Source organism: Mycobacterium sp. SMC-17, from assembly GCF_045310915.1.
Lineage (GTDB): Bacteria > Actinomycetota > Actinomycetes > Mycobacteriales > Mycobacteriaceae > Mycobacterium.
This window is the reverse complement of sequence record NZ_JBJIAK010000078.1, coordinates 1-18,783: the sequence shown is the minus strand read 5'-3', so window position 1 is coordinate 18,783 and position 18,783 is coordinate 1. Positions and strand designations below refer to the sequence as shown.

The 18,783-nt window shown below is 63.3% G+C and carries 13 protein-coding genes and 1 pseudogene; 3 read left to right on the top strand and 11 right to left on the bottom strand.

Annotation, left to right across the window (positions count from 1 at the left end):
• The 8 genes and pseudogenes from ACJH7A_RS28710 to ACJH7A_RS28675 all read right to left on the bottom strand — a co-directional run.
• Nucleotides 1-1,097: pseudogene (locus tag ACJH7A_RS28710) on the bottom strand (hypothetical protein); the annotation flags it as partial.
• A 97-nt stretch (nucleotides 1,098-1,194) separates the two neighbouring features.
• Nucleotides 1,195-2,154, bottom strand: coding sequence for a glycosyltransferase family 4 protein (locus ACJH7A_RS28705; RefSeq protein WP_406774595.1), 960 nt, complete (start codon nucleotides 2,152-2,154; stop codon nucleotides 1,195-1,197).
• A 245-nt stretch (nucleotides 2,155-2,399) separates the two neighbouring features.
• On the bottom strand, nucleotides 2,400-3,527 hold the full coding sequence (locus ACJH7A_RS28700) for a glycosyltransferase family 4 protein (RefSeq protein WP_244872546.1): 1,128 nt from the start codon (nucleotides 3,525-3,527) through the stop codon (nucleotides 2,400-2,402).
• An 11-nt stretch (nucleotides 3,528-3,538) separates the two neighbouring features.
• A complete protein-coding gene (locus ACJH7A_RS28695) occupies nucleotides 3,539-4,435 on the bottom strand; it encodes a hypothetical protein (RefSeq protein ID WP_234789732.1) in 897 nt (298 codons plus the stop codon).
• Between the two features lie 50 nt (nucleotides 4,436-4,485).
• Nucleotides 4,486-5,691, bottom strand: coding sequence for a glycosyltransferase family 4 protein (locus tag ACJH7A_RS28690; RefSeq protein WP_082934830.1), 1,206 nt, complete (start codon nucleotides 5,689-5,691; stop codon nucleotides 4,486-4,488).
• Nucleotides 5,688-7,580, bottom strand: a complete 1,893-nt coding sequence (locus ACJH7A_RS28685) for an O-antigen ligase (protein WP_064860126.1) — start codon at nucleotides 7,578-7,580, stop codon at nucleotides 5,688-5,690. The genes ACJH7A_RS28690 and ACJH7A_RS28685 overlap by 4 nt, the downstream gene beginning before the upstream one ends.
• A complete protein-coding gene (locus ACJH7A_RS28680; protein WP_064860125.1) occupies nucleotides 7,550-8,128 on the bottom strand; it encodes a hypothetical protein in 579 nt (192 codons plus the stop codon). The genes ACJH7A_RS28685 and ACJH7A_RS28680 overlap by 31 nt, the downstream gene beginning before the upstream one ends.
• Nucleotides 8,125-9,630 (bottom strand): lipopolysaccharide biosynthesis protein, encoded by a 1,506-nt coding sequence (locus ACJH7A_RS28675; RefSeq protein ID WP_064860124.1) that lies wholly within the window; start codon nucleotides 9,628-9,630, stop codon nucleotides 8,125-8,127. Before ACJH7A_RS28675 ends, ACJH7A_RS28680 begins: the two co-directional genes overlap by 4 nt.
• 339 nt (nucleotides 9,631-9,969) lie before the next feature.
• Here ACJH7A_RS28675 and ACJH7A_RS28670 point away from each other — a divergent pair, with 339 nt between their 5' ends.
• Entirely contained in the window at nucleotides 9,970-11,232 is a 1,263-nt protein-coding gene (locus tag ACJH7A_RS28670) for a glycosyltransferase family 4 protein (RefSeq protein ID WP_064860136.1), read from the top strand.
• Between the two features lie 22 nt (nucleotides 11,233-11,254).
• Here ACJH7A_RS28670 and efeO read toward each other — a convergent pair whose 3' ends face one another.
• Complete coding sequence (gene efeO, locus ACJH7A_RS28665; RefSeq protein ID WP_082934829.1) at nucleotides 11,255-12,421, bottom strand: iron uptake system protein EfeO; 1,167 nt, start codon at nucleotides 12,419-12,421, stop codon at nucleotides 11,255-11,257.
• A gap of 451 nt (nucleotides 12,422-12,872) precedes the next feature.
• On the opposite strand from efeO, the gene ACJH7A_RS28660 reads away from it, so the two are divergent.
• Complete coding sequence (locus tag ACJH7A_RS28660; protein ID WP_131808814.1) at nucleotides 12,873-14,063, top strand: hypothetical protein; 1,191 nt, start codon at nucleotides 12,873-12,875, stop codon at nucleotides 14,061-14,063.
• A 45-nt stretch (nucleotides 14,064-14,108) separates the two neighbouring features.
• Here the strand turns inward: ACJH7A_RS28660 and ACJH7A_RS28655 are convergent, their stop codons facing one another.
• Both ACJH7A_RS28655 and ACJH7A_RS28650 read right to left on the bottom strand, forming a co-directional pair.
• The gene (locus ACJH7A_RS28655) at nucleotides 14,109-16,634 is read right to left on the bottom strand and encodes a YncE family protein (RefSeq protein WP_165605577.1); all 2,526 of its coding nucleotides are present in this window, start codon (nucleotides 16,632-16,634) and stop codon (nucleotides 14,109-14,111) included.
• A 1,012-nt stretch (nucleotides 16,635-17,646) separates the two neighbouring features.
• A complete protein-coding gene (locus ACJH7A_RS28650) occupies nucleotides 17,647-18,207 on the bottom strand; it encodes a hypothetical protein (protein ID WP_406774648.1) in 561 nt (186 codons plus the stop codon).
• A gap of 202 nt (nucleotides 18,208-18,409) precedes the next feature.
• Here ACJH7A_RS28650 and ACJH7A_RS28645 point away from each other — a divergent pair, with 202 nt between their 5' ends.
• Nucleotides 18,410-18,727 (top strand): hypothetical protein, encoded by a 318-nt coding sequence (locus tag ACJH7A_RS28645; protein WP_406803178.1) that lies wholly within the window; start codon nucleotides 18,410-18,412, stop codon nucleotides 18,725-18,727.
• The last annotated feature ends 56 nt before the right edge of the window (nucleotides 18,728-18,783 follow it).

Genomic DNA, 18,783 nt, shown 5'->3' with positions numbered 1-18,783 from the left:
GGACTCGGCACCGACCGAATCAACTGGAACGGAGGTCGCCTGAAACAAGCCGATCCACAGGTATTGACAATTCCTCCGGCATCGTAGGGAAAGGCCTCAACTCGAGTTCCCGGCACCGCGGTCCGTTGTCGAGGACACGCACTGCTGATCGCGGTGGCATAGAGAAACGCAGCGGCGGTATCGACCTTGTCCTGCTCAAAGGAAAGCATCGGGCCGTAGGGCCGGAGGTTGAGGTCGATCAGCCAGTGTTTCCCGGCCGCATCACGGATGCTCTGTAGATTGATCGGCCCGCTGAGATTCAGCGCCTGACAAAGCGCCCGGCCGACGCTGAGCAGAACTTCGTCATTGACCACTTCGAAAGCCAGTGGCGCACACGTCGGATCGGTGGGGAGTTTGACGGCCTGATGAGTCATGTCCTGGACGATCTGTCCCTGGAATACCGCTCCGGCATACGACACGATCTGACCCGCGACGTATCGCTCGAAGAAGCAGTCGCCTCCGAGATCCAACCTGGCAACGGCAGATTCGATGTCGCCGATGGTCCTCGCGATCACCACGCCCGCGCCTGACGCTCCCAGCTTGGTCTTGACGACGAGCGGTAGACCGAGTTGCTCGGCCGCGTCGGTCGGCGTGACCGCGCACGCCGCCAATTGCTGGGGAGTCTCGATTCCCAACGCGGCGGCAAAAGATGCGGCACGTGATTTGTCACTGTATGTCACCCTGCGTCGAACATCGTCGGCCACTGCCGCCGGCAGGCTGTCATAGAGATCGTCGGGCAGGCCCACCATCATGGGTTCCGTCAGGAACACCTGCGCCACGGTGAACGGCTCGAGAAGTTCCGGTAGATGTTCCAATTCCTGAATGTCCGGCAGGTAGTAGCACCGCGCATAGAGCAGCGATTGGACAAGACGTTCGAGCCTGCCGGCCGTGGCGGTGGTGATTCTGATGGATGGAATGCCGTTGCGGCGGATCAGGGCCGCTACTTGATGGAAACTGTGCCAGAGCGAGTCGTGGTCGAGGAAGACGAACACGCCGGATTGCCGGCGGGGCGGCGCGCCGCGGTGGCCCCGTGACCGCACATTAATAGCGTCACTCACGGCACACCCGGCCGATCTTTTCAGTGGATTCGCTGTGTGGTCTCGCGAGAATAGCTCACGGTGAGCTGCGATGGTGGCTTGTGGGCCAATAAACTGCCTAGACCTTGGCGAAGAGTGCCCGCAATACTGCCGTGGTAGAGGCGATGTCGAATTGCTGTTCGACGAGGCGGCGTCCGGCGCGGGCGTAGTCATCGAGGACGGGGCCGGACGCGATCAGCCGTTCCAGGGTGTCACGCAGGCTCTGTGCGTCCGCCGGCCTTGCCAACAGCCCGGTCTGTTCGGGTACCACCAGTTCCGGGATTCCCGACAAACTTGTTGACACCGTTGGTATTCCGCTCGCGAGTGCCTCCATAAGGGCGACCGGCAGGCCCTCCATCTGGCCGTTGGCTGCGATGATACTCGGCAACACGAACAAGTCCGCGTCCGCCAACGCTTGCTTCACTGCTGCCTCGGACTGTCCGCCTTGGAACCGGACGCGCTTTGAGAGACCGAGCTGTGCCGCCAGCGCCTGCAATTCATTGTCCAGCGGTCCATTGCCGATCAGATCGAGTTCGATCCGATCGACGCCGGGCCCGCCGAGGGACAGTGCGCGGAGGAGCACCTCGTGGCCCTTGTACTCCTGAAGTGAGGCCACACACAGTGCCCTGATGGCGCCGCGTTCCGGGATGGTACGGGGGCGGAATTGGTATGCGGCGGTGTTGATTCCGCAGTGGATCACCTGCACCGGGGTGACGGTGTACTTCGACAGTAGACGGCGGTTGTACTCGGACACCGTGACGATGAAATCGGCGCCGTCGAGTTTGCGGCTCAGCATAGATTGGTCCACGTAAAGGTCGTGTGCGTGCACGGTGACGCTGTAGGACACACCAGCCAGGCGTGAGCAGATCCAAGCGGCCAAGGCGGGATATGTCGCGTAGTGCGCATGGATATGCCGTGCCACGCCGGATGCGTGCAATTCTCGGGCATGAGCGGTGGCGATCGGGACGGTAGCCAAGGCGCGCAGCAACAATGCGGGCCGTCGACCGTAGCCGCGCACGATGTCGGCCAGAATCGACATGGTGATCAGCGGGTGGTGCAGGAGTGCCCACGACAGGCCGACAATGCTTCGCCCCATGCCCGGCTGCGCCAGTTTGTCGACCCATGGCCGCGCGATGTCGTGGACCTGTGGGTCAGGAGACGGGAACAACGACCGCAGCCCGACGTCCCGCTCGTCCCCGGTTGCGAGGGCGTCGAGCTCGCGGACGATGAATGTCTCCGAAATGATCGGAAATCGCGACACCAGGTAGTCGATCGCCTTGGCGCTCAACGCTTACGCTCAACCAGATCAGAGTAGAGGTTGCTGAGTCGGCGGGCCCACGAACTTGACGAGAATTCGTTGCGCGCGCGCTCGATTGCGTTTTGGCCCAGCGTTTTTCGCAAGTCAGGATTGTCCAGTAGTCGATTCACCGCAGCGGCCAGGGCTGCCGGTTCATTGGGCTCGAACAGCAGCCCAGTTCCTTCATCGAGGATGATGTCGGGGATGCCGCCGATGCGTGATGCCGCGATGGCCTTACCCGACGCCGACGCCTCGATCAGGACAGTGGGCAGATTCTCGCCGAACGTCGATGGCAGCAGCACAACATCGGCAGCGCGGTAGACGTCCGGCATGTCTGACCGAACGCCGGCGAACACGATCGACTGCTCCAAGTCGGCGTCGCTGACCAATTTCCGGAATGCGGCCTCGTCGGGCCCACCGCCGACGAGTGAAAGAATTGCGTCGGGGTGTTTGCGCAAAACCTGCGGCCACGCCTCTATTGCCACCGGGATGCCTTTGAAAAAGCGGAACGCTGCAGGTAACACGACGAGCGGCGCGGGGCCACCGCCCAATTCCGCGCGAACCGCGGGCTTGACCTCCCCGGGCTGAAAGTTGGTTACGTCGATTCCGTTGTGCAGCACATCCCAGTTTCTCGGGATGCGCCCTCGGCGGTGCACGTCTGCCCACGATGTACGGCTGGCGTCGGAAACGAACAGCACTCGATCGCCAAGCGTCGCGGCTTCAGCCGCGATCTGCTCGCGCCAGTGCGCGCGGCCGGGCCAGCGCTGCGTGACGTGATGGAACGTACATACCACCGGACGGCCGGTCAGCTTCGCTGCCGGCACCGCGAAGGTTGCCGCCATTTCAAGGTGCGTGTGCACGAGATCGTAGTCACCCCTGCGGATCTCGCGCACCAGGCGGGGAATACCGGTGGGATCCAGCAATCGGCGTACACCCAGCGAGTGAGGGTGCACGCCGGCTTCGGACAGGATCGCCATCGTCTTCTCGGCGTTGACCGAGGCACGATCGAGGCCGACGACGTCCATCTCGACCTCGGTGTCGCGCATGGCGACGGCCAAGTGCGCCAGCAGCGTTTCGGCGCCACCCATCCGGAATCCATCGATCAGGGTCAGCACCCGAATCGGCCTCATTTGAGTACCCGTAGTTTCTTCCAGGGGATATTCGTCATTCCGTCGTAATCCCATTGCAGTCCGGCTGCCGCGTATGTTTCCCCAACAGTTCCGGGCGCGGCGGAGTCATCGCGTTCGAAGCTGACACTGAGGGCGGATGCGCTGACGTCCATGATGTAGGCGCCGTATCGCTGCAGAGCCTCGGCGACGAGGCGCTCCGCACGAGTAAGGTTCAGGCTGCCCAAATCCAGGCTCGGGTCCAGCTGAACCCTGGCGCCCTCGGGCAGGCAGTCGGACTTTGTTGATTGGCCGTCGGTCTTCAACGCCGGTGGGCGAAAGACCTTGGCGCATACGTTGTAGCTCTGCATCGCGAGCGCATGGGGGATCGAGCCCTGCGCGATCTCTGCGACGCGAACCACACCAGCCAACCGGGAGGCGCCCGAACCTGTGCTGGCGCCGCCCCAGCCGGAGCCGTCGAGGCTGTTGACGGCGGCGAACCCGGTCGTCCACGAACCGTTGCCGGGCTTCGCGAGCCAGAACTCGAAAATGGTCCGGGATGCCGGGTCAATCACCACCATGGCGCCGTCCGAGCCCTCCTGCGGTCGCGCCCCGTCGGGGATCGGTACCTGAAGGCCGTCGAACGGGCAATGACCCCATTCGGGGATGGTGCACGGGACGGTGTATCGGGGCGTTCTCGGGCCGGCGGTATATATCGGTATGCCGAATTCGATGGTCGAAGCATTCGCGCTGTGGTCCCAGGCCACGGCACTGATCATCGCGGCGCTATTGGGGTCGACAGGAGCATCGGCCGGGATGAGCGTTCGGAACGGGCTGTCCGCAGCAAACGGCTGGGCAAAATCTGATGCACTTGCTGTGACATGCGAGGTGATCGGGGTCGTGGCGAGACTCGCCACCGCTACTCCGATGCCGATGGCGGCGGCCCGCCGTCGCAATCGCTTGGTCCTCATGGCTCGCATTCTGTCGACCCGATCAGTTCAGTGGCCGCCGTCAATTCATTGCTGATCGCGGCTGCTGCGACAGCCCAGGAACGTTGCACAGCGGCTCTCCCGGCCTCCCCGAGTGTGGCCGCTGACTGGGGATTCTGCAACAATTTGAGGATTGCTGTGGCGAGCATCGCAGGGTCGTTCGGAGGCACGAGCAGGCCGGTCACTTCGTCTTCGATAGCGGCCGGTAGATCGCCCACGGTGGTGCCGATGACCGGACGACCGAACGTGTACGCGAGGTGCGCGACGCCGCTTGCGCTGGCTCGGATGTAGGGCGTGACAACAACCCTGGCGGAGTCGAAGAGGTTCTGCACTTCATCCATCGCGCAGTAGCCAGGACGGGTTTCCGCGCCGACTGCTGCAGCTTTGGCAATCAGTTCGGGGCCGTTCACGTCGGCACCGATCGCCCCCGCGATGACCAGGCGGGCGGTCGGCATGCCGGTCTTGACCCGGCGAAAGGCCTCGATCAGGACGTCGATGCCTTTGTAGGTGGTCCAGGTGCCGAAGAACAGCGCGATCGGTTCCGTTTGGGTGACCGGTACCACGGGGCGGCCTCGATTGATCACGCCTGAGTCGCCGTGCGGAATGACGACGACGTCGCAGCTGGGCCGCCAATGTTCCATGACGATCTGCCGGGTCCGCGGACCGAGAACGAAGGCAGCGTCCATGTGCCGCCACGCGGCGGCGAACGATGCCTGCAGCAGGTGTCCCTGCTTCGGGGTGCTGGTGTCCTTCGCGTCGGATCGGGGGAGCGGTTCGTGGGCGACTATCGCGAACACTGTGCGCGGCAGCAGCTTGCAGATTGCGACGACGAACCACGGTTCGAAGGTGAACCGCCACTGCGAGAACAGCACGGCGCGCGGCGGCCGCCGGCGCAGCTTGACCGCCAGCGTCAGCCAGGCCAGGACAAGCCGACCCGCGCGCGTGCCACGGCGTAACAAGTAGTGCAAACGGCCACCGGCGTCGTCGTTGTCATTGGGGTGCCAGGTGGGCAATACCGAGCGGACCAGAAATCTGGCTTCCTCGGAGGTGATTTCGGGGTCCGGACCGGTCCACAGCTCAACGTGTTCGCCACGGTCCGCCAGCGCCGCCCCGAGTTGGGCAGCGAATTGGAAGAGGCCGCCCGACGGGGAAAATTCGACCAGCACCGTGCGGTTGTCCGTCACGCTGGTGCTCCAGCGGACTCGTGCTCAGCCTCGGTCGGCAGTTCGGGATTGCTGACCCGGAAGCGGCGGGCAAGGAGACCGATGGCGAGTCGGGTGAGCACCATGATCACCAGACCCCAAACCGCGGCGTAGACGATCGTCACTTTGGACCGCAGAGATACGGGCTCCAGCTGTACATCGGTTATCGCCGCGATGCTGTACTGCATGTGACCAACGTTGTCATCGATACGGGTACGCGCCACCGCCAGCGCGTTGGCAAGGTTTCGTCTCGCGGCATCGCCGTCGGAACCCGTGACGGTGAAGGTCAAAATTCCGCGGACCGGGTCGACGTCGATCTTGGCAGGGGCTTCGGTGTTGTGCATGACTTCGGCCATCGTCGGCAGGAACGCTGTGCGAGCACGGACGTTCATGGCGTAGGAGGACCACCCGTCTAGTCGGCCGGCGGGCACCACGATCGCCTTCTGGGCGGCCTGCACTGCTGGCGTGGTCCTCGTCAGCATGGTGACGCCGGCGGCTGCGGCGCCGGCGATCACCGCGACCATCCACGTTGCGGTGGTCCGTAGCATCCGCCGTTTGATCGCAGTTGGTACCGGCTCGGCAGGCCCGAGTGCGCAGGCCAGGGCCAACACGATCGCGAACGAGCGGAAGTACGCGAGGTGCAGGAAGATGCTGGCGACCGACCAAGTGACGACGCCGGTCAGCGTCGCCGCTGCCAGTGCCCGATCCACCGAAATGGGGTCCGAAGAGATCCGCAGTGCGAGGATCGTGAACACGCCACCCAGCATGATCAGCCAGGTGATCAGGCCGACGACGCCGGATTCGGCGAGCAGTTGCGCATACAGATTGTGCGGGGCCACGAGTCCTTCGTGAACCGCGGTAGACACTCTGTCGGTGTAGAAGGGGACTTGGCCGCCGAACGTAGCCGGTCCGAAACCGAAGACGGGCCGTTGCTGAAACATCTGCCAGGCCATTTCTTGTGATGCTTGGCGGCCGAGTACAGACGGATCGATATCGTACTTACGGTCGGCGCTGAACAAGTCGCTTCCCAGCGCGATGATGCGGTTGCCGATGCCAGGAATTACAAACGCCACTGCGATGGCAAGGGGAATCAATGCGAGCTTGGCCGGCTTGCCCGAAGCGATGAACCACAACACCACCGCGAGACCAGCCACCAGCAACGTGCCGCGCGATTGCGTGAGGTAGACGGCGATCACCATGGGTACGGTGGTGAACAGCCAGAACAAACTGAGCAACTGGTTGCCGGCGAGGCGACTGCGCTGTGCCAATGCCCAGCCCATGGGAAGGCCGAGGACCAACAGGCGGCCCCAGAAATTCGAGTCACCGTAGGGGCCGCCGAAACGCTGGGTTGTGATCAATTGCCCTTGTGCTTGCGAAATTGAAGCGAGCCCACCGAACGTCAGATGTCCGCCGCTCAGGTAATTGACAATCGTCAGAATCGACAGCACCGCCAGGGTGGCGGCCACCGCCATCGCCACAGTCCACGGCTTACCGGTGGCTTGGGTGAGTACGAGGATGATCAGGAGATAGACCAAATCCACCACGGATCGCCATAAGACGCCTTGTGATGCGGTCAGGTCTACAGTGCCCACCATCGCGATCAGTTGACCGGCCAGGTACACGCCGACGAGGGCCACACCGATGGCTGTCCAGCGATTGAGTCGTGCTCGGGATTCAGTATCACGTAGGGCGAAAACGACCGCGACCGCACCCAACGCCATGCTGGTCTTGAACAGCGGGGGTTTTGTGTACTGCGCAGCGACCTCGGAAATGTTGGCGATCTCCATGACCACCATGACCACGAGGACGCCGACGATCCACCGCGTGGACCAGGCCTCGGTTACGCGGTGCCGCGGCGCGAGCGTAGCCATGTCACCCCGATACCGACCACGGCGCCGACGATGAGGCCGACGATGGCGCCGATCAGGATCAGCTGGATCGGTGACGTCGCCATCTCCACCGCGCTAGGCGGCGAGATCACGCGGAGCTGGAACGGTGCCGAAACCGCCTTGACCTCAGGCGTGGCTTTTTCGAGCAGATCGGCAACAGCGGTTTGCGCCGCGTGTTCCGACGGTGCGTCGGCCGTGATCGACACGATGGTTGTCTCCGGTACCGCGCCTGCGGACAACGTCAGCTTCGACGGGTCGACGCCCGCTGCTGCGGCGGCGCCTGCCTGCCAACGTGGATCGGACAAGACCGTCGCCGCCGTGCGCGGAACCTGTCCCTGAGTGAGCACCTCCCAATAGGCCGACGAATCCGCTGTCGTCAAGTCGGGCCCGGGAACCAGGGCCACCTGTGCAGTCGCGCGATAGGTCGCTGAATTTAGCAATTGGGTGCCGGCGACTCCGCCCAGGACCCCGCCGATGATCGCGAGGATCGCGACAAGCGGGTTCAGCCACAGGCGTTTCGGACGACTCATGGATGGCCCTTTCGAATCATTATCGCCAGCCGGTTGACGACTGGCCGAACCAGCTGAGGTGCGGTGAGACACAATGCCGAAGCATAGATAATCATGCCCAGTAGAACCAGAACGGCAAGCTGGATCGGTGCTGGTAGACGGATATGCAGAGCGTCGATACCGAATAGCGCGGCGCCCATCGGGACAGCCGCGGCCAACGGGCGGCCGATCACCGAGAGAACCGATGCCCACCCTAGGGGAATCACCTTGCGAACAACGATCATTCGGATCACGAAATGCACGACTTCCACGCTGAGAAGCGCGACGGCCACCAACGTGGCGCTGTGGCCCGCAGCCCACCAGACGGGCCCGATCAGCAGCACGAGCCGGGCAGCATTGATGGCTGTCAGCAGGCCGGGGCGGCCCGCCGCTTTGAGGACGTCTCCCGCATGAAAGGAAGCCGAGTAAACCGTGGTGTACAACGCCAGCACCACAAGGATATGCGTGGCGGCGGCATACCGTGTGCCGTACATCGTTTCCAGTAACGGTCGCGCTGTGGCGGCCAGGCCGATGCCCATCGGGATTGTCAGTGCGACAACCACACTCAACGCCTTCTGATACTGCGCCGACATCGCCCGCCGATCGTGTTGCAGGCGCGACATCGAACTGAACAGCACATCGCTGATGACCGAGCACAGACTGAGCACGACCAGCTCGGGCACTCGATACGCCAGTGTGTAGAGGCCGAGTTCGGTTGTGCCGAGCCGGGTTCCGATGGCCAGGTAGTCGACGTTGTAGATGGCGTACGCGAGCAGTGTGACTCCGGTTACCGGGATGCCGAATCGAAGTAGCGCCCGTGCTTCACTCAATTGGAATCGCGGCGCCATGAAGGTCGGAGCGCTCCACCAGTACATGACCGTGGTGATCGAGACACCGGCAATCTGGCCGTAGACCAGGCTCCATACGCCGTGGCCGGTCGCCGCGAACCAGATGGTCAACGCTGTCTTGACAACGGCCCCGACGAACTCCGGCATCAAGCGTCGCTGAAAGCTCAAATCGCGTCGCATCCAAGACAGTGGGACGACGCCGAGTGCCGAAATCCCTAGGGCGACAGCAAGGACCTGAATGAGCGGCGCGATGTCTGGGTGGTGAAGCAGGCGTGCGGTGCTGCTCGCCGTCGCGGCGAGAAGTGCACCGGTGATGGCGCCTATTCCGATCGAAAGGGTCAATCCGGTCGGGGCGATTCGTTTCCACGGGTGGTGAACCTGCACCAGCGCTGGGCCGACGCCGAGATCTTTGACGTAATCGAATAGGTTGACCAGCAACAACGCCAAGGCGAAGACGCCGAATTCCTCGGGAGTGAGCAGGCGGGCGACGACGATCGTCATCAACAGCGTGGAGCTCTTGCTCACCGCAAAGACGAGGTAGTTCCAGATCGTCTGTTTGCCAAGATTCGCCGCTTTGGCTGCCGCGGACTCCGGAAATGTGTCTTCCGGCGGATCGGCCGAGACTGGTTCCGTCACACTTTCCCTGACGGTCGCCGAATTTTCTGACAGCCCCGGTGCTGCGACCCTTCGCGCAGACGTGTGGCGTCCCATCACTTCGATCACTCCATTCAAAAGCGCTGAGACTGTCTAGCGCGATTTGGGGACGAGCTATCCTCCGGCGTGTGGTCAGTGTATTCGGAGGAGTCGAAGACTTCGCCGTCGGGGACCCACTTTCTGTGCGCTGGTCGATCATCTACATGTTTGCTTAAACTGCATCCTTGCGGTGCTTGTGTCAGGCTACCGCCGTAAGGTGGGGAACACTTCCGCTGCTGGTGTTGGGTAGGGGCGGCGTAGCGAATCGAGGCAGGTGCTGTGGTGTCGGTGACTCTGGTCAGTGCCGTCGATCCGTATCCGACCGATGCCGGCAAGAAGGTGGTGCTGGCGGGTTTCCTGGAGTATTTCCGCGAGCGGTTCGGCGCGGGCAACGTGCATTACCTGCTCGTCGGCGGTCGCGCCCAGCAGGCGTTTCCGGTCACCCTGCATCCACTGCCGCGCCCGAGCCGAAGGGCGGCGCTGACTGCGGTGTCCACCCGCCTTCCGTTTGGACGATCGACCCTACAGGAATCTTTGCTGTATTCACCAGATGTGGCACGCGCAGTAGCTGCAGCGATAGCCCGCATCGGCCCTGATTTCGAAATCTATGACACGATTCGCATGGCGCAGTATGCCGATGCGGCGCGTGCTGATTGGCAATTGTGTTATTTGGATGACCTATTTTCCGAGCGATACGCAGCGATGCTCGATGCGGGCAATCGGTACCCGGATGTGACGATCCGGCCGCTCGGCAATTTCGAGCAGCATGTGCCCGGCCCATTGCGGCCGCTGGCCGACAGCAAGTTGCCGCAGCGGATGCTTCTGCGAATGGAAGGTTTGCTGGCTCGGCGCAGCGAGGATCGCGCGGCATTGCGGTTTCGTCGCAATCTGCTGGTGAACGACGGTGAAGCAGCCCGCTTGCGGGCTCGAGTCGCGCACCGCGGAACTGCCGACGTGATGGCGGTGCCTCCGTTGGTCAAGCCGCCGCCGTACCGTGCGCGCCAATACGGTGGAGCTCCGGAATTCGTGTTTGTCGGGTTGCTGTCACTACCGCACAACGAGGATGGCGTGCGTGCGTTCCTGACTGACGTTTGGCCTTTGGTGCTGGGCCGGATGCCGAAAGCGCGGCTGCGGATCATCGGGCGAGACTGCGGACCGGAGCTGGCCGAAATCGTGGGGCGGCAGGGCGAGTCCGTGACGCTGGAGGGATACGTCGCCGATCTCACCGAGGTCCTGTCATCGGCGGCAGGCTTGGTCAATTACCTGAGGTTCGGATCAGGTATCAAACTCAAAGTCATCGAAGCGCTGGGCCGGGGATTGCCTGTGGTGTCCACGAATATCGGTGCCGATGGGTTCGCCACCGGCACGGAACACGGGGTGCTGGTGGCCGATCAGGCCGAGCAGTTCGCCGAGGCCCTCTGTGACCTGACTGATCCTGCACGCAACCGCGCGGTATCGGAGGGCGCCCGTGGACAATTCGGCACGATGTACGCGCGCGACGCCGTCTTCGCTTGCTACGACCAGGCTTTCGCAATAGGCCGGTAATCGCGGTGGTCACCGACAGCGCTCATCGCGAGGCGGCAGTGCTGGGCACTTGGCCGACCTCGATGTTCAACGCGTCGATCGCGCGCGAAAGCTCTTGCCGCTGGGGCTCTGCCACCCTGTCGTAGGGTCCGAAGCCTAAGCCGCCGTTCCACTGCAGTCTGTCCAGCAATCCTTGAACGTTGGCAAACGCCTGGTCGATGCGCTTGCCGAGCTCGGGACTACGTTGGTCGACTTCCGGCCGTACCGAACCCACCCCGACGCGGCAACCGTCCACGCCGGCCTGAACGTCCCACAAATCGGTGTGACTGAATATCTCACCGCCACCGGTGATGGCTTCCTTGGCCAATGTCGCCAGCACGGTCTGGGCGCCGTGAACCACCTCGTCGGCGCTGACTGCCCATTCCGGACTCGTCAGACCCGAATCGAGCTCTTTGACGTCGGCCAGTAACTTGTCGGCCACCGCGTTGGTATCAGGTTGTAGGCCGCTCAGCCAGAGATCCCTTTCCAGCCGGTGGAAGCCGGTCCATTTGTCGTCTGGATGCACTTCGGCCGGGCCGAGGTCGATCCGAGTCTGGAGGTTGTTCGGAAACCGCTGTGCGACAGGCGCAATGCGCTCGTAGTACGTCCGTGCCGTTGGGTACAGGTCCTGAGCGCCGGTGACGTCCCCCTTCTTGACGGCGCCGACAAGGGCCGCTGTGGCGGTCACCAGGGCGCCGGTCTGGTTGCTGACGTATCGCTTGTAGCTCTGCTCGGCCTCGTCCTGTCGGTCCGCGGCAATGGGGTTTCCGTCAACCTTGAAATCGGCGCTGATGCCGTCGCCGATCAGTGCGGGCTTGCAGGCCGTGAAGTAGTAGCCGGGTTCGTTCAGGGCCACGGACAGGTTTCGCTGCTGCCCCGGCTGAATGTTGTGGACGTCACCCAGCACCCGGGCGCCGGCACCGTACAGGTAGAACTCGGTCACTTTGGTGCCGTTGTTCGTGACAACGAAGTCGGTCCGGCCCGTCTCGGTCGAGGTTTTTGACAGCGTGCATTCATGATCGGTTGCAGCCACCGTGATCTGGTGGGGCCCTGGTTTGCCGTCGGAGGCCGGTGGCGGCGTGGGTGCGCACCCGGCCAGCGACACCGCGACCAGGCTGAGCAACACGGTGGCGGTCCCGACCGCCGTGGCATCGTTCGCAGCACGGGTCATTTGGGAGGCCTTTCGTGACTGGTGGGGCTCAAGGCGAGTAACGCCGGCCGATCATCGGTAACAACAACCTAGCCGCAAAGCTGTGGCGATACGCGCAAGTGTTCCTGCACGGCGACATCAGCTGCCTCCCGGCCGGTCCCGGTCGCCAGCTTGGCATTCTGCCGCACCGGCGTCGCCAACTCGCGTCGACCGATCAGAGCTCCGTTGCCGGGGCGATTCGGACGTCGCTGTCCGCTGTTGACGCGGAGTGCCGAGACAACGAACGAATGGTATGTTTTGTCGTGATGTGGCATTTTCAGCAAACGTAGCGCCGCATCCCGCACGTCCTCGGTTCGACGTTTCCGGGAGCTATCCGGGCCGACCCCTTGGCGCGGGGTGCTCAACCCGGACCGGGGTCGGTGGTGGCACGGCAGTTGATTGAGTCCTTGCACGTTCGCTGGAAAGAAGACGCTTGAGTACCCGACTGAATCCACGGCTCTGGATCCTCGTGGCGTTTGCCGGATTCTTGTTGGTCAGCAACTCCGCTCTCGGCGCACCGCCGACCCACGATTCGATCGACTACCGCGAGATCGCGAGCGCGGCACCCCATCTGCCCCATGGCCACATCGGCTCGGCCTATACCGGCCGATTTGTCGTCCACTACACCGTCGGGCTGTTTTCCTGGGCCACGGGGCTGCCGCTCGGCGCGGCATACGCTGTAGCCCTCGCGGGGGTGCTCGTGGTCCTCGGTGCGGTGATTCTTGCGCTGCTTCAGAGTTGCTCGTTGGGCGAATTCAGCATTGCCGCGGGCTTATTGGCTCTCAGCCCGTATGCCCTGCGGCCCTACCTCATCCAGACGAGCATGCTGGGCGATCTGGTATTTGTGATCGGGCTGGGTGCGAGCCTTTACGGCGTTCGCAGCAGACGGGTACCTCAGGTGTTGGCCGGCCTGGTCGTCGCGGTTCTCGGGCGACAGAGCGCGATCGGTGTCGCACCGGTGTTGGCGCTGTGGGTCTTGCTGGATCCGGCCTGGCGGTCATCGGTATCGATCCGCGTGCGCGTCACGATCGCTGCCGTCGCGGTCGTCTTGACCACGGCGCTCTACAGCGGAGTCAGAGCGTTTACCGCTCGCTTCACCATCCCTTACGAGCCGTCCCTCCTGCACGACTCAGTCCTGAAACGAATCGCCGACTTACCCGCTGCCGCTTCAGAACTGATCACCCACGCTGCGCGCACCATGGCCCCGTTGATCGTGCCTGTCGCCCTGATCATCGTGCTCGTCATCAGCCTCGGGTGGCGCCGTGTGACGTTCCGGTGCTGGGGTTCACTGGTTGTCGCAGCGTCATTGGTAGTTCAGCCGTTGATGATCGATCCGGCCTGGACCGGGTTCGCACACAATGAACAGCGCTTGGCCGCGTTGGCACTGTTGCCGCTGTCGTGCGCTGCTGCCGATCTGCTGGGTCTTGCACACCGCAGTGACATGCCGCGGAGCCGAATCCTGATCACGGTGGGCCTATTGGCCATCGGCTCGCTTCATCATGAGTTCAGCGTCGTCGGGCCGACGTCTCTCGGCACGTTTCTTGCCATCCAGTTCGTCGTCGCGGTGGCAGCGTGCTGGTTGGTGCTGCAGACGAAGCCCACCGCGACACCCGCTCAACCATGATGGGATCAGTCAGCCGTCACTCCCAGTCGCATCGCGCCGGATCCCTCATGCCGGGCTGGCGCCGTTCCACGTGGCCAGGAATTGCAGTGATGTCCACGGGATGTGACTCATGTTGTAGTAGTCCCATGCGATGCCGGCTCCGGTGTATGCCGCATTTCCGGGGTCCAGTTGGCCGATCAGCGCCAGGGGAGCGCCGCCGGCATCCCCGATATACCCGCCGTACGTCTGCAAGGTCTTAGCAATGACCTTCTCTCCGGCCGTAATTCCCGGAATCGCATCGACGTTGATCGACGGGTCGAGGATGAACCGGGTTCCCTGGGGAATGAGCGGCGTCGACGCCAACGCATCGGATTTCACGGCTGGGTAGACGTAGGAATTCGCCGCAAAGGACGACGAGAAGAACAACGCATGGTTGAGACCGGTGTTGTTCGCCGCCGCAGCGCTGAACTCGTCGGCCATGACGATTCCCGCCAGCCGCGAGAACCCGGTGGCGGTGGCCGAACCGGACGTGTCAATCCCGTTGCCGGTCAACGAAGTCATGCCGCCCCACGATGCCGACCAGGTATTCGACGTTGCGTTGTACTTCGCCTGCCACAGGCCGAATACCATGTTGGTGACTGGGTCGACCACGACGAGATGACCGTCGCTGCCCGTAGGAACGGGGGTGCCGAGCGGAATCGGAACCTGATACGTCCCGAACGGACTGGGCCCCCAGGCCGGGGCATTGGTGAACTGGATGGTGTAGCGGGGCGTGTTGGCCGTGACCTGAGATGCCTCGACCACGCTGACACTGTAGGCGTTGATGTCGAAGACGTGCTGACCCCCCGAAATCGCAGCGGCCCACGCTGCCGAATTGGTGTTGAGTACCGCTCCGCCTGATATCGCGTTCCAGAGCCAGGTCGCTGAATTGAATTCCGGCACAGTCGGTGTCGTCGGGGTGGTCGTGGCGAGGATAGGCACTGACACCGACACCGTGGCCGACAGGCTGCCATCACTGGCAGTAACAGCGAACACCGCGGTCTTGGCCCCGTCAGCCTGTCCGGCGGCGATTCGGGCAACAGATGTCGGGGTGAAGGTGTAGTTGCCCGCCGAAGTGACCGTGACAACGCCGGCAGTGGGCTGAGTGATGCTATAGGTGAGCGAATTGTTGTTGGGATCAACGAAGTTCAGCGTGCCACTGACTGCACCGCTGGCCGGGTCGGGTGTGCCCACCGTGGGAACTCCGGCAACGGGCGGACTGTTGAGGTTCAGCACCCGGACAGCGTTGTCGGCCATATCGGACACGTAGAGCTGCCGGCCATCCGGGCCGGATGCGATGCCGTGCCAGTTCGACTCTGGCGCGCTGTCGATGGTGAGAGCGCCCACCACCCTGTTGGTGCTGATGTTGATCACAGACACCGTGTCTGTGGCATTGGCAGCAAACAGCATGGTGCCGTCGGGGCTCAGAGCGAGACCGAGGGGCTTGCTACCCATCTGGATGGTCGACACCGACCGCGCTGCCACGGTGTCGACCACCGACACCGAGTTGCTGCCGTTGTTCGTGACGTACACCTGGCGGCCGTCGGCCGAGACAGCCACTCCGAAGGGGTTGCTGCCCACGGCAATCGAGGCCACCGTCTTGTTCGTTCCGGTGTCGACCACCGAGACCGACTTGGAATTCCAATTTGCGACATACAGCCGGGTTCCGTCGGCCGAGAGCGCCATCGCGCGCGGGCTTTTACCAACCGAAATCGTGCTCAGCACCTTCGGGGTCGCTGTCGAGGTGTCGATCACGGTTACCGAATTGGTTCCCGAGTTGCTTGTGTACAGGCGTTGACCATTCGCGGACAACGCGATGCCGTAAGCCGTTCCACCTCCGGTATTCACCGTCGCCACAACGGAGTTCGTGGTGAGGTTGACCACCGACACTGCGCCGTTTCCGGCCACATACGCGCGGCTGCCATCGCTGCTCAGCGCAATCGCCGAAGGCGAGCCGACAACCGGGATGCTGGTCACCGCGCCGGTGGTCCGATCGATCACTGACAATGTGGAACTGCCCGAATTGGCGGCATACACCTTGGTGCCGGATACTGCGAGCGCGACCGGGCCGGTGCCCACGGTGGTGGGCGTTGCCGACGGGACAATGGTCGCGGGTAAGACTGGCACGGTGACGGTTACCGATGTCGAGGTGGAGGCGTTGCTGACGGCGACTGTGAAGGTGTCCTTGGTGGCTCCGCCCGCAAGTCCGGCGAGCACTCGGCCGGCCAGACTCGGCGTGTACGTGAATGCGCCCGTCGCGGCGTCAACCACAACGGCTCCGCTGCTCGCTGTCTGGCCGGAAAGCTTGTAGCTCAACGTGTTTCCGGCGGTGTCTGTGCCGTTTATCGATCCAGTCACCACGCCCGTAGTCGGGTTCGGCGACGTCTGCGTGGGTGATGCCGTCGGCGGAGCCGTGACCGCCACCGCGGTCAACGGTCGAACTGCGGCCGTTGCGGCGACGGTAGTCGCCGCCGTCTGAGTCTGTTGGCGACGCGTCCAGGCCAGCAGGCCCAACTGCGCAGCCGAGTCGAGCGGTACGAGTGGTGTGTCCATTGGTGCGGTGGGGCCGACAGTCAAAGTCCCCGCGCTCAGATTTGTGAGCGGCGTGGTTGTTGTCAGAGAGGTGTTGTAGTGCGAGACGGCCAGTCGGTCGATGTTGGCGCCTCCGGCCACGACAGGCGATGGTGCTGGGGGCGCCGCAGCGGCGGAGGACTTCCGGGCCGCGGCTGAAGCCGCTGCCGGGCGCGGGGCGGCACTGCCATCTCGCGACGGCGTGGACGCGGTCGAGTTCACCACCGGTCGACTGCTCGGCGAATCGTCGTCGTGGCCTTTTGGGGCACTGCCGGCGCCGCGGGGCCCGGGCCGCCGCTTGGCGGGGGTGTGAGTCTTATTGGGTGCCCCGACCCTCTGGCTGCTTGTCGTCGGCGCGCCGACGGATGCGGATTTGGGCGGATTCGACGATGTCGCACCCGAATCGGTCTCTGCCGTTGCGATACCCGGCACGGCGGCGATGGCCATACCGACCCCGAGCGCAACAGCCAATGCCCCTACGCGTCCGATGCCCAATCCGATGTCCATTTGCCCGGCCTTTCGACGCTGCATGCGGTTTTGAGCTACGAGGTCCGCAGTTGTCGCAACGATGATGGCGAGCATTGACGGTGGTGTATCGAGATTCGCAAACAATTCCAAAAGTCTGAACCACGCTGCGCCACAACAATATTCGCCATAATTTGAGAAATTGACGTAGATGACGAGAAGTGTGCAGTACGCAGCCAAATCAGACCATGAGTATTTATTTGCTAGGACGTCAGTTTGATTTCAATCGGACCTGTTGGTCGGCGTGACGGCGGCGGCGGCGACGTGCAGCGCACAATCTGGTACTCGCTTTTGCTGAGACCGCGCTGGCGACCATCACTGCCGGTCACGTAGATAGGCTGCGCCTCGGCGCGGCTGATTCGTCCGGACCATGGGATCAACGGCCGTGAAGAGGCCTGGTCACCTGAGCGTAGGCGGACTGTTCCTAGTCGACGTCGCGCGAAGCACGAAATTGCGAACCGATACGGGTTCAGCTCGCCAGCACTTGCAGACTGCTCCATGGGATGTCGGGCATGCTGTCGTAGTCCCACCGCAAGCCAGCGGACTGGTATACGGCACCGATCGAATTCGCGGCCGCCGTGGTGTCCCGCTCGAAGCTTACGCTGATCGACGATCCGCCCCTGTCCATCACGTAGGCGCCATAGGTCTGCAGCGCAGTGGCGACGGTACGTTCGGCTGGCGTGAGACTCAATGACGCGAGGTTGACCGATGGGTTCAGCCGTACGCGCGCGCCTTCGGGTATGCAATTGGTTGCGGTCGAATTCCCGTCGGTCTTGAGTGCGGGGGCGCGATATATAGATGCGCAGACGTTGTCGGTCTGCAGTGCCAAGGCGTGGGTGATGCTGCCCTGTTGAATCTCGGCGACCCGAATGACTCCGGCGAGTCGCGATGCGCCCGAACCGGTACTGGCTCCGCCCCAGCCGGATCCGTCGAGGCTGTTCACCGCACCCCATGAGCTCACCCACGAGGCGCCGGACTGCCTGGCTTGCCAGAACTCGTAGATGTTGCGGCTGGCTTCGTCGATGACCACCATCGCACCGTCCGATCCTGGAGATGGAACTGCGCCAGACGGGATCGGGATCTGGTGTCCGGTGAATGGGCACGGTCCCCATGAGCTGATGGTGCAAGCGACGCTGTAGCGGGGCGTCGACGTGGTGGCCACGTAGATCGGCACCGCGTATTGAACGAGGTTTGCGTAACCGGCTCTATTGCGCGCCGCGTATGCAACCATGTTGGCGCTGTTGGGATCTACCGGTGTCGCGGTGCTCAACGCGGTGCGCCAAGTGCTCGTCGACGTGAACGGCACGCCGGCGGTCCCGGTGCCGGCCGGCACGGGCGGTGGCGTGGTCGTGGACGAACCGGCCAGGGTCATGGTGATCGTGTCGATGAGCAATGCGCGAGTGCAAGTGCTCGTCGAATTGTCATTGGTGAACGTGATCGTCAGAGCGTGTGATCCGGCAGGCACCGTGCGATTCGTGCTGAAGTTCGTCCACGTCGTCTCTTTGACACTGGTCTTGATGACTCGCGAACCTGAACCATCCCGCGTTTGATGCGCACCTCCTTCCTTGGGAAGGTGCATGTCATGCCGAGCAAGTACGACCCGGAG